The sequence below is a fragment of the Bacillus sp. UNCCL81 genome (assembly GCF_900112535.1).
Lineage (GTDB): Bacteria > Bacillota > Bacilli > Bacillales > Bacillaceae_G > Gottfriedia > Gottfriedia luciferensis_B.
The window spans coordinates 677,396-690,335 of the sequence record NZ_FOMF01000003.1 but is presented as its reverse complement, the minus strand read 5'-3'; the positions used below and the strand labels follow the sequence as shown (position 1 = coordinate 690,335).

General features: G+C 33.8%; 9 protein-coding genes. 5 read left to right on the top strand and 4 right to left on the bottom strand.

Annotated features, from left to right (window positions below):
* The first annotated feature begins 1 nt into the window (after window position 1).
* Window positions 2-958 carry a magnesium transporter CorA family protein gene (locus tag BM319_RS09065; RefSeq protein WP_069034406.1) on the top strand — a complete coding sequence of 319 codons (957 nt, stop codon included), beginning with the start codon at window positions 2-4 and terminating at the stop codon, window positions 956-958.
* 8 nt (window positions 959-966) lie between these two features.
* Here BM319_RS09065 and spoVK read toward each other — a convergent pair whose 3' ends face one another.
* The gene (gene spoVK, locus BM319_RS09060; RefSeq protein WP_069034407.1) at window positions 967-1,914 is read right to left on the bottom strand and encodes a stage V sporulation protein K; all 948 of its coding nucleotides are present in this window, start codon (window positions 1,912-1,914) and stop codon (window positions 967-969) included.
* A 259-nt stretch (window positions 1,915-2,173) separates the two neighbouring features.
* Between spoVK and BM319_RS09055 the strand changes: the two genes are divergently transcribed.
* Window positions 2,174-3,163, top strand: coding sequence for a tyrosine-type recombinase/integrase (locus BM319_RS09055; protein ID WP_254664605.1), 990 nt, complete (start codon window positions 2,174-2,176; stop codon window positions 3,161-3,163).
* A 47-nt stretch (window positions 3,164-3,210) separates the two neighbouring features.
* On the opposite strand, the gene BM319_RS09050 is transcribed toward BM319_RS09055, so the two are convergent.
* The 3 genes from BM319_RS09050 to miaA form a co-directional block, all read right to left on the bottom strand.
* Window positions 3,211-3,837, bottom strand: a complete 627-nt coding sequence (locus BM319_RS09050; protein ID WP_069034408.1) for an FMN-binding negative transcriptional regulator — start codon at window positions 3,835-3,837, stop codon at window positions 3,211-3,213.
* Window positions 3,838-3,945: 108 nt separating this feature from the next.
* Window positions 3,946-4,167 carry an RNA chaperone Hfq gene (gene hfq, locus BM319_RS09045; protein WP_056470298.1) on the bottom strand — a complete coding sequence of 74 codons (222 nt, stop codon included), beginning with the start codon at window positions 4,165-4,167 and terminating at the stop codon, window positions 3,946-3,948.
* A 23-nt stretch (window positions 4,168-4,190) separates the two neighbouring features.
* Window positions 4,191-5,153, bottom strand: a complete 963-nt coding sequence (miaA, locus tag BM319_RS09040) for a tRNA (adenosine(37)-N6)-dimethylallyltransferase MiaA (protein ID WP_439097789.1) — start codon at window positions 5,151-5,153, stop codon at window positions 4,191-4,193.
* A 199-nt stretch (window positions 5,154-5,352) separates the two neighbouring features.
* On the opposite strand from miaA, the gene BM319_RS09035 reads away from it, so the two are divergent.
* From BM319_RS09035 to BM319_RS09025, 3 genes are all read left to right on the top strand, one after another.
* A complete protein-coding gene (locus tag BM319_RS09035) occupies window positions 5,353-7,200 on the top strand; it encodes a dihydroorotate dehydrogenase (RefSeq protein ID WP_069034410.1) in 1,848 nt (615 codons plus the stop codon).
* A 1,122-nt stretch (window positions 7,201-8,322) separates the two neighbouring features.
* Window positions 8,323-11,364, top strand: a complete 3,042-nt coding sequence (locus BM319_RS09030; protein ID WP_025568385.1) for a LamG-like jellyroll fold domain-containing protein — start codon at window positions 8,323-8,325, stop codon at window positions 11,362-11,364.
* Window positions 11,365-11,821: 457 nt separating this feature from the next.
* The gene (locus BM319_RS09025) at window positions 11,822-12,904 is read left to right on the top strand and encodes a HupE/UreJ family protein (RefSeq protein ID WP_025568386.1); all 1,083 of its coding nucleotides are present in this window, start codon (window positions 11,822-11,824) and stop codon (window positions 12,902-12,904) included.
* The last annotated feature ends 36 nt before the right edge of the window (window positions 12,905-12,940 follow it).

Below are 12,940 nucleotides of genomic sequence, written 5' to 3'. Positions count from 1 at the left end.
TTTGAAGAGATATAATATAACAAATCAATCTGTCGAAACAATTGATAAATTTATGCTTCCAACGAAAGATGAAATTCTTTGGTATCACTTTAATAATAAATCCTTTGATGAATTAACTACTATTATTGAAAGTTTAACGATTCATCCTTTAGCAAAAAAGAAACTTCTCCATAGTGAACATAAGCCAAGAATAAATGTTTTTAAAAACGAGGCAATACTTTCCCTATATGCTTTAACTAAGTTATTTAAACCAACAAAAATAAATATTCTTGTTTGCAGTAATTTAATTATTTCATATATAGAAGATCATGAAATCGATCTTTTCAAATATGTAACGCAGGAATTCAGTCAAAATTATATTAAAGTAGACCATGCTGGCCATGTTTTATATCAAATATTCCATGAAGTTATTGAGAAGTTCCTTATTTCTATTGATCGTTTTGCAAATGAGATTGAAGAAATTGAACGAGACTTATTTAATGACCCATTTCGAAAGGATTTGGATCAGAAAATTTTCAATTGGAAAGTTCAACTTCAAGATTTAAGACAGCTTGTAGAGCCCCAAGTAAATGTCATTAACCAAATCGTCGAAGCAGATTTTCCTTTCTTAAGTCAGGATGCAGGTTTTTATTTTAATGAATTGAAAGAGAACTATGAACGTATTATTAATGCCCTTGATAATTTTAAAGAAAGTATGGGAGGCATTATAGAACTGCAAATGTCCTTAAAATCTGACCGTACAAATGATATTATGAAAACTTTAACACTCATAAGTGCCATTTTCTTGCCAATGTCTTTTATTGCAGGATTTTATGGCATGAATTTTGTAAATATGCCTGAGTTAAAATGGAAATATGGTTATGTTTATTGTATTGTCCTCAATATTTTATTTGGGGTCATTATTTCAATTTATTTTAACATTAAAGGTTGGTGGGGTAGAAAACACCAAATAAAATAGCTAATCGGTCAATTAATCGAATCGATTTTGTCTGAAGTAAATAAGTCTTTTTCTTCGATTCTCATTAATATTTCTCGATTAAATTCGGTCTCTGATACTAATCTAGTGGCTTGTGTCCTAATCGATTTTTCAACAATATTACGGACAAAACGCCCATTACTAAAATGAGCACGATTTTCAAGTTTTGCCTTTTGGATAAAGTCTCTTAATCGGTATTCCGCTTCACGTGAAAGTATATATTCTCGGTCAACAAACATTTTTTTTGAAATATCTAGAAGTTCCTTTACAGAATAATCCTGGAATTCTAAAATGAAAGGAAATCTTGATTTTAGTCCAGGATTTAAACTTAAGAAATAATCCATTTCGGAAGAATAACCGGCTAGAATCAGTACAAAGTCACCATGTTTATCTTCCATATGTTTAACAAGTGTATCAATTGCTTCTTTTCCGAAATCTTTTTCCCCTCCACGGCCAAGTGAGTATGCCTCATCAATAAAAAGTATCCCACCATTTGCTTTTTTTACTAAATCTCTAGTTTTTTGAGCAGTGTGACCAATGTATTCTCCGACTAAATCAGCTCTTTCTGCTTCGATTAAGTGGCCTTTTGACAATACACCCATTTTCAAAAATAATTGACCAATAATCCTTGCAACAGTCGTTTTTCCAGTTCCTGGATTGCCTTTAAACAACATATGCAATACTTGTTTTTCAGCTTTTAAGCTTAATTCTTCTCTTTTTTTATTAATAAATATCCAAGCATAAATTTCATGAATCATTTTTTTTATTTCTTCCATGCCAATTAAATGCCTTAATTGATCCTCTATTTCAATTAATAACTCATGTTTAGGCTGCTTCACTGTTTCGATAATTGGATTTGGAGAAACCTCTCCCCTTTTCACTGTATTCAGTACAACATTTATTTGGCCGTTATCTTTTAAACGAATTGGTTGCTCCAAACATGACACCTCTCTTATTCTGTCGAACATTTTTTGTGTATCTATAAGTAAGCACTCCACGAGAAATCACATTACAATTCGTTTTATGCGCTTTTGAAAGTATTTTACTAAATAAGTTTTTTACTATTATATGTACGAACAATTAATTTCAAAACTTTTATTCTCCAAACTAACTGTTAAATGGATAAGATTGCTAAATTTTACTAAATTCTATTAACTTATTTGATATAATGAGAGAAAAAGAGAAGAGTTGATAAATTTGACGATCCCAAACTTAACGATTGCTACTTTACCTGATGTCATCTTGCAATTTGCCTCTCACTTAAATAGTAAAGGAAGAAAAGAATCTACTATTAAGCGTTATTGCTATGATTTAGAAGAATGTTTCCGTTACTTTAAAAAAGTTAATGAAAGTTTTAGTACATTACAAGTTCAAGATTTTAATAATTATTTCTATTTTTTAACATCTGAACGTGGATATAATGAGAAAACAATGCATCGAATATATGTCGTACTAAATCAATTTTATAAATTTTTACATTCTAATAATGCTTCAATCGAAAATATTATTCCATTCACTAACTATTTAGCAGCGCCTTCACGAGCCCTTTCAACGGACGATTTTATTTCTGAAGAAGAAGAGAAAAAATTACTATCAATCGTTCAATCCACAACAGATTTGTCAGAAAAACAATTAAAAGCTAGATCATTTTTAATGGATCGTAACGAAATTATGATTCGTTTTATGCTGTTTTATGGACTAACTTTAAAGGAATTAATTGATTTACAAATGAGAGACATTAACTTCGCTTTAAATGAACTTGTTGTCCATAGCAAGGAAGGGACTAAAAGAACAATTATTCTCACAAAAGAAGATCGAGTACTATTATATAATTATTTTGTTACGATACCAGAGCCCGTAAGACCTCACTATCATTCAACTCATCCGCTCTTTGTTGCATTTGATTTTAACCGCATGACATTCCATTGGGTTTACGATACAGATTCACCGAAAGCACTAACTGAAATTGCATTTCAAAAAATGCTTAGGCTGGAAGTTAAAAGAGCTGGACTTAGAAAGGGACTTTGCTCACAACATTTAAGAAATACTTTTATTCTACGGAAAATAAAAGAGGGATTATTAGTGGAAGATATTCAGCAATTAGTTGGGTTGAAGACCTCCGTTTCCTTAAAACGATACTTTCAATTTTATCAAGAAAATGAATACCCAAATAAAAAGGAGTTATGATTTCTAACATCATAACTCCCTGCTTTTACAGTATAGTAAACTTCTTTTTATGCTCTTGTATTTAGTTTTGCTTTCATAAGTTCAGCAATTTCTTTCGAAGAATATTTTTCTTCATTTTGCAAAGCTGCAATCACTTTTTCTCTTCTCTCAATCGAATGATTTTGACTTAATTTCTTTTTACCGATTAACTCTGTTACTTCAATTTTTAAGCAAACAATTCCTGAAAGTAATTTTTCAACATAATCTGTGTGATCTTTGTATTTCCAAGGTTTTGATTGTCCTTTTTCAAAATAGTCAGTTGTTTTTAAAACGATTTCTCTCATTTCATCCTTATTTTCAACTGTTGTTACTTTTCCATAAGCATGGATTGCTGTATAGTTCCAAGTTGAAACTGTATTTTTTTCTTCATACCATGAAGCAGAAACATATGCATGTGGCCCTGAAAAGATTATTAAACATTCCTTTCCATTCATCGTTTTCCATTGAGGATTTGGCTTAGCTAAATGTGTAATTATGATTAAATTCTCTTTAGCTTCTTGTATGATAAATGGTAAATGAGTTGCTTCTATTTTTGCTTCGTCATTATTTGATAATAATATTCCGAAGCTATTTTTCTTCATTTCGGCTATTAATTGATTTAGATCTGTTTCTTTAAATTCTTTTGGAACATACATTTGTTTCTCCTCCTCTAGTTTACATAATATAATTATCTTTATTAATTTATCTATCATAATTAAAAAAGAACATTGACCATAAGATCAATGCTCTTTTTTAAATTTATTTTACATTTCAATTTGTACATTTTTAGATGGTACAAACGTTGAAATTGCATGTTTATATATTAATTGTTGTTTACCTTCAACATCTAACAATACCGTAAAGTTATCAAAGCTTTTTACTTTACCTTTGATTTGAAATCCATTTAGTAAAAATACTGTAACCGCTAGATTGTCTTTACGTAATTGGTTTAAGAACTGATCTTGAATGTTGATTGATGTTTTCATGTCCTTTTCCTCCTCTTCTACCTCTACATATATTTATTCGAGATGAAATAGCCCTTTCCTTCAAGTAGAGCTAAAATTTCCAGTTTTTTTATATCAAAATTATGTCCATCCATATCAAACCAATGGATGCTCATTTTATTTCTAAACCACGTCATTTGCCTTTTTGCATACCTTCTTGAACTTTGTTTAATTAAATCGATTGCTTCTTCTTTCGTTAAGCTTCCATCAAAATAATCGTAAAGCTCTTTATAGCCAATCGCTTGTACTGATTGACAATTTCGAATACCTTTGTCGTAGAGCATTTTTGCTTCATCTACTAGTCCTTCTTCCAACATTAGATCAACTCGTAAATTAATTCGATTGTATAGTAGCTCTCGATCCATCGATAATCCGATTATTTCTGCATCATATAAATACTCTGGCTCTTTTTTAAATGCGGTCTCTGAAAATTTTTGTCCCGTTAGTTTGAAAACTTCAATTGCACGGATTACTCTTCTAACATTATTCATATGTATTTGCTTTGCACTTTCTGGATCAATTTCTTTTAATTGATCATGTAATGCTTTATTCCCAAAGGCCATCGCAAAGCCCTCTAATTGGTTTCTTAAAAGCTCATCACCTTCTTGCTCAGCAAATTCATATTTAGTTAATACACTTTGGATATATAATCCAGTTCCACCAACAATAATTGGGATTTTACCTCGATTAGCTATTTCTTTAATTTTTTCTCTAGCTAAAGTTTGAAAATCCGCAACTGTAAACGAATCATTTGGATCAAGAAAATCAATTAAATGATGCGGAATTCCTTCCTTTTCTTCTTCTGTAACTTTAGCTGCTCCAATATTTAATTCTTTATAAACTTGTGTTGCATCACCATTAATGATTTCTCCATCAACAGCTTTTGCAAGTTCAATACTTAGCTTTGTTTTCCCTACTGCTGTAGGACCAACTATGACTATCACTTTTTGCATATTTACCATTGTAATCACATATACGCCTTTCTATACAACCTTTTCCTTACTTGTCTTACTAATTTTGAAAGTAGATAACTCTTTTTATTTATACCATATTTATACAAAAATTCCAATGTGATGTGAATCAATTCACAATTTAGAAAGAAAGTGTTTTCATTTTATATTTGAGAAAGTAAACTATAAGTAATCTTAAAAAAAATGAGGTTATACGATGCCTGATTGGTCTTATCATACAATTTTTAAACCAATGCTCTCAAAGCTTCCTTCTAAAGTTTCAAGAGAATTCATTCATAGTAGCATGAATAAAATCTCTTCTTTTCCATTTGGTCCGAATCTAATCGAATTTCTTGGTCATTTAAACACAGACAGCTCCCTTAAAAATGAGATTCATAATTTGAAACTTAAAAATCAAATTGGATTGGCCTCTAAGATTGACCCCTATCTATCTGGCACAAACGCTTTTATGAATTTAGGATTTGGTGTGATTGAAATCGGTCCTATTTCAATAAACGACTCTTATACAAGCCAAAGTCCGCTCATTGATTTCAAACTTAACCAATTAATCGGAACAGAGGAAAATAAAGTACTAACCGTAGAACAAACAGTTCATAAACTTTCTAAAATACATAAGAAGGTTCCCATTTTTGCTAGAATAGTTGGGAGTTTTGAAGAATTTAAACTGATCGAATCAAGGCTTTCAGATTTTGTTGATTTATTCATCCTAGAGTTTGATTTGGCCATGGATTTAGTAAAAAATAATTGGGCTTCTAGTAAACCTATTTGTCTATCATTTTATTCAAATGAAATTGATATTCTTCTTAAACAAGAAAATTATCCATTCGATTCAATATTGATTGAAGAACCTCCAGTTACTACTGATATAGAGCAAAAAAACAGCTTAATAAATACTATTCAAAAGTTAAAATCAATTCAGTTTGAGAAACCAATTTTTACAAAAGGTGGAGTTGTTGAGCCGTTTGATGCAATAGAAATAATTGATTCTGGATCATCATTAGTATTTTTAACTCATGGATATGTGCTCAGTGGTCCTGGTCTACCAAAACGGATTAATGAAGCGATAATGTATAGAAGTAAAAAAGAGATGACTAGTTTAAGTGACGGATGGAAATGGTACTTTTTATTTGGACTTTTCATGTTTATTGGAGGATTACTTGCTTTATTTATTAGTTTAACTTCCATTGTCCTTCCATATGATGAGCACTTTTTAACGATTAAACGTCATGTAATTTTACAGTTTAATGATCGGCTTCTCCCCTTTATGTCACATGATCGGATGACACTTTCTGGGACGATTATGTCAGGGGGAATATTGTTCATGTCATTAGCCAGAAATGGAATTAAACATCATTATCATTGGGCAAAGAAAGCATCTGATACTAGTGCGTTCGTAGGTTTTTTAGCGATATTTTTATTTATAGGATATGGGTATTTTGATTGGTTACACGCTTTATTTTGGGTAGTTTTATTAATACCATTCTTACTTGGTTTTTTTAAAACTAGAGGCTTAAATAGAAGTCCGGAATCTGAAAATCTAACAAATAATAGAGATTGGAAGTTTAGTTTAATAGGTCAATTATTTTTTATTATATTAGGATTTTCGATCATACTCGGAGGATGTATTATTTCATTTGTAGGTGTCACTACTACCTTTGTGAAAACAGATTTAAATTATCTATGTATAACACCTTCTGAGTTGAATGCATTTAATCAACACTTAATACCTGTTATCTCACATGATCGCGCCGGATTTGGAGGTGGGTTAGTAAGTGTTGGCTTACTAGTACTCATGATTTCATTATGGGGATTCAGACATAATCAAAAATGGATCTGGTGGACATTATTGTTCGGGAGTTTACCCGCGTTTATAACTGCGTTTGGAGTCCATTTTATGATTGGGTACACTGATTTTTATCATCTTTTACCGCCAATCATTGCAAGTTTGTTTTTATTGATTGGAGTCATTACATCTTTTAGATTTTTAAATTTTACCACGACTAATTCAAATGAAAACACATTTCATGAAATAAGTAATTCTTAAAATTTGTCTAGAGATGGAATATAAAAAAAGGAGCAATCCCATAACGATTGCTCCTTTTTCGTGTGAAATAACATTTACTATCTAATCATCCTAATGTGATTCACATTCATTTTTTAATCCGAAATCGGTAGGAGTATCTGGTTTTTCATAAGTTTTCTTTTCAGGTTGTGCCTATAATGTAAATCATTATTAAGAATATCTTTATACGATTAATTGGTTAACTTAAAATTCAAGTTTACTTTACATATGGTCAATAATTAAGATGTATAATTATTGGCTAATTTTATCAATTATATCCAGATTATTTTAATCTAGAAGGATCGACGATCGATAGGAACACGAAAAATAATGATAGCAGACATGATTTCAAATTCATCTATTTAAGTTCAAGAATGTAGTTTTTCTTGAACTCTTTTGCATTTATTTAAATGTTAAAGATCAATTCTAGCTTAATGATAGAGGAATGAGGAGTATATAGTTTTAGGTCTTTGGTATTTCTATTTGATTACTTTTTGCAGGAAAACATTTAAGTTTAATCGTTTTTATCATTAAGTATTACTTAACACAAATCGTTTAATTAATAATAGATAATTTAGAATTAATATTTAATTTACATAGTGCTTATATAATTGTCCATGTGATATTTTTCACCATCTTACTGAAAAAAAATCAGAATTTCTAAATTGAGGCTGTCTTCGCTTTGAGAAGAAGTCTTAAGAAAGGTTCATTTGAAAAAGGAGGAGTAATAATTTATTGATATTTAACTATTTTTCACAGCTTATTAATTGTTGTAAAAAGCTTTACTACGTCGAATTCACCTAATATTTTCGGAATATGTTCAGTGAGTTGAAATGTTAAATTGGGTGGAATCATGTACCGATAGTTGTAAAAGATCAAAGCATACGAATTTTGCTCAATTCTGTCCATCAAGTGAGGGACAACAAAATTCGATATTAACGGGGCCCCCCTCCGTTATTATACGAATTTTTCCATCTAATCAAGACGACAAACGGCTATTTCAGATAAGTGATATTCATTTAAAAGTCAAAAGAAAAGTTTGTCTCTTATTTAGAACAATTCGCGGTAATCGTAGAAAATTAGAATTACTGGAGGTTTTCTGTAATGAAAAAATATTTATCTATTTCTCTCGTATTAACGATGATATTCGTTATATTATCAAACACCACAGACGCACTTGCAAACGATTCGGGTGCCAAACTCGTTAAAATCGACAATATGCAGCCGGTTAGCGGACAAACGATCACCGCCAATGTAACCATGGGTCATGGTTCAATGGGCAAAAATCTAACATTTCAATGGCAAGTACAGGAATCACGTATCAGCGATCAATATATTAATGTAAAATCTGGTGGTACATCAAAAAGCTACACCGTAACGTTAAATGATATTGGTAAAAAATTGCGCGTTGTAGTTAGTTTACCATCAAATGGTGACAGAAAAACTTCATTGCCAACGAACGCAGTATTAAATGCCACCCCACTTATTGCATCGATGAAATTCGATCATAATTTAAAGGACGATGCAAATCAAGAAAATTTGGAAGGGAAAGGAAATTATAGTTATGTAGACGGTGTATTACCCGGGACCAAAGCCCTTCACTTAGAAAGCGGTGACGGGAATTATGTTGGTACGAAGCATAGCTTGAATTTTGGTAATGACAGTTTTACAACATCCTTCTGGTATAAGGGTGACACTAACAATAATCAGGTAATATTATCAAACAAGGATTTTACTAAGAGCTCTAACGAAGGTTGGGCTATATTTACATCAGCCAATTCGGCCAATATGAATTTAGGATTCCCTACATCATCAGTAAAATTTGGGCGTGATACGTTTAATGCTTCTAATTGGCGTTACGTGACATTTGTTGTAGATAGGGATAAAATGCTCGGATCGTTGTATATTGATGGTTACAAAATGACCGAAACTTCACTCGGGGTAGGAAGTTTAGATACATCGAACCCATTAAATATAGGTAGCGACGGAATAGGCAAAAATGGCGGAAATTCATTCGATATAGCTGATTTGAATGTTTGGAAAGGTGCATTTAGCAGTGAAATGGTTCAAGCTAATTATAATAGTTACGCTGTAAATAAAGTAGATTTGAAAGCACTTAACGACACAATTTCAAAAGCTAATAAAATAGTAACGGACGGTCTCGGTAACGACTACAGCCAAACCGATTTTGATTATTTGAAAAAGGTTTTGAATACGGCAACTAAGGTTGCAACCACTCAAAAAGTAAATTTATATACACAGGAAACCATTAATTATTACGAACGGGAACTAAACAATGCCATATTCATCTACCAAAAAAGTAATAAAAAGCTAACCCCTGCAGGTTTAAATATGATTGTGGACAGCGACCCGGAAGTAAGTGCTAATCCCGCAACAATTGCGCGCATTGAAAAAGATTACAGAACAGAACTAAGGTTATTCCCACAGGCCGACGTACTCTTTATTCCTGGCGACGTTACTGGCGGTAACAACGCCAATGAATATGTGTGGATGAAAAATATGACAGACATTTACAATAAACTGAAAGGTGAAGGTCTGTTTGACAATACAAAGCTTTATATGGTACGAGGCAACCATGATATGGGCGGCGCTGAAAAATTTATTCCTGTCGGTTCGGCAGGCGCGTGGAACGCCTCAACGAATTCATACGATAACAACTTCTTTAATAGTGCCTATAGGGTAAAGGTAAAAGGATATAATATTGTTGGATTTGACGGAAATTATAACAACGACAATACCGTTGGGAAAACCAAAGAATTACTCAACCAAATTAAAACAGAAGCAGATTACGATCCAAAAAAACCTATATTTTTATCTTCTCACTACCCTATAAGCGGAACAGTATGGTCAGGTAGATGGAGCAGCGCAGCAAGTAATAATGTAGGTCAGTATATTGCCGACAATGACTTGTCGCAGGTAGTCTATATGTCAGGGCATACGCAATACGACCCGACCGACGAACGTTCTCATTATCAAGGTTCGGCTACGTTTCTCGACAGCGGTGCGAGTTCATATTCAAGTTATATTGATGACGGTCCGTACGGCGGATATTTAGAAGGTGCGTATATCAACTATAAAACTACGCCTCGCATCGTGAATTTCTTAGAGGTTTACGGTTCAAAAATTATCATCAAACAATATAATTTAAGCACAGATGAATATGTAGGCATACCTTCTGTAAAAATCGTCGGTGAAGGCAAAAAGGCCTTTACCTATAGCAGAAGCGATATAAGAGAACTCATAGCTCCACAGTTTGAAGAAGGTATTACGGTAGATTCCTACAAAAACAACGAACTTGCTTTTACAATAAAGCAAGCAAATGACAATGTGCGCGTTTTGGAATATAATATTCAGCTTATCAACAAGCTCAACGGTAAAGTTGAAAAATCGTTTAACAGTCTTTCGCTTCCGCTAGACAAGCCATTCGATGAATACAGGCATTATAAATTTACAGATTTGTCGCCGACTACTCCATATATACTCAGGGTATTTGCCGACGATTCCATGTATAACCGTTCTTCTCAGGACATTGACATTGAGGGTAAAAATGTTAATTTAAACAGCATACCTGCGCCTGCATCGGTATCTGCGAACAACGGAACGGCCAAGACAGCGGAAGCTCTTGGATTGCCCACAAAAGTAATTCTTGCAACCGATGGAGGAAATGTGGACGCAAGTGTGACTTGGGAATTAAGCGGCGTTAGCTACGATCCGGCTATCAAGACGGAGCAGACCTTCTCGGTGCCAGGGACCGTAACCCTGCCTTCCGGAGTTGAAAACCCGAACAGCGTTCCATTGACAACAAGCATTAATGTAACTGTTCAAGCAGTTGGAGTATCTACAGGCCCAATAACACTAGACAAATCCCAGTACATCCAAGGGGAAGCTATTACCTTATCCTATACTGGGGCAGCGTTAAACGGGAAAGATTGGGTCGGCATATACAAAACCGGAGCTGTTCCTCCAGACGCCGGTGCATCTTTGCGATGGAGTTATTTAACGCCTGGATCTGGAAGAGTTAGTTTAAACAATGGACTGGCCCCTGGGACTTATGATGTACTCTTTTTACTCAATGACGGTTATACGGTAGTGGATCGCAAGACATTCCAAGTCGTTCAACCGTGACGTTAAAGAGCATAACAGTAGGGATTGCCAAAGGAACAGTATTACCGATAGTCTGCTGGAAAAATTGGCAGACAACGATTTGATCAGCTTTGTAAATGAATTGAAGGCTCAAAGCGGGAGCAAATCTCAAGCAAAGCAGCTGAATATTGCTGCTAGACTCTCAATATGTATTGACTCAAAAGTAGAGCAATTCAAGTGTTTGAAACCAAAAGTATTCACGCAGGTGTCATCACATTAGCAAAATTTAGGATGGATCAGTAATGAAACTGGGGGAGATCACCTTTCTCCCCCTCATCCATTTGGAATATTAATAGTTTCAAAGACGTACTAAAGCTGCATTTCCTTGCTCTGCAACGGGATATTGGCTCAACATGTTCAGATTGCAGATTGAACGTTCGTAACAGGAATAACTATTTGCAGATTGTAATACTAACATTTCATGAAAAGAGGATCTACTATGAAGCAGCGTTCATTTCTGTCCATATTCGTCATCATGTTCCTATTAATTTTGGGGCCAACCAAAACTTCACATGCTCATTCCATAGATATGAGCTACTCAGATTTAAACATTGAAGGGAACGAGATTCTCTATGATCTTTTTATTGAACAAAAGGACTTGTTTCCACATTTCGGTACTGACTTAGATAATCTGGTGAATGATGAATCGGCCACGCAAAAAATCGAATCCTATCTACAGAAAGGCCTTCGCATAGATGTGGATTCAAAGCCCTTAACAATGGAATTGGTTTCGATGAACATGGCGCAAAAGGGTGTTATAAGAGGCATGGAATATCAAATGAGGTTTATCGCCGATGAAAACATCAAACAATTTAATCTTCATTACGATCTTGTGTTTGACGATGTGCCTGCTCATACAAGTGTACTCATGGTCCATGTAGGGGATTATTTTCAGCAGAATATGATTGATAGCACTAATAGAGATATTATGATCAACCTTCCTAAGGATCCTCCTAATGATCTTCCCCAGCCTAATATTAGCGCTGTTTTGTGGAAATACTTTAAGCTTGGAATCGAACACATTTTGTCAGGTTATGATCATTTGCTATTTTTATTATCCTTAGTATTAATCGCAACTAGACTCAAGGATGCGTTGAAGATTGTTACTGCTTTTACAATCGCCCACAGCGTTACACTATTCCTAGTGGCGACCGGTCGCATTCACGTCATCCCGTACTGGGTCGAATCCTTGATAGCCCTGACAATTTGTTATGTGGCAGTAGAAAACATATTTGTTCAAAAGGCAAAATGGCGATGGCTATTGACGGCCATATTTGGTTTGATTCATGGTATGGGTTTTGCCGGAGCCTTGGCTGAAACTGGACTTCCAAAGAGTAATCAACTTGGCTCTCTCCTGACGTTTAATTTAGGTGTGGAAGTTGGCCAGCTCATGGTCCTCTGCCTTTTACTTCCTTTTTTGCTTTTGCTACGACGTTTCCCATGGTATCGTAAAATGGTGGTCTCAATGTCTTGCCTTATTTTTGTGTTGGCATTTTATTGGTTTATTCAAAGACTCCAATGAGGCAGCCATAATTGTTATCCATAAAAATTAATAACT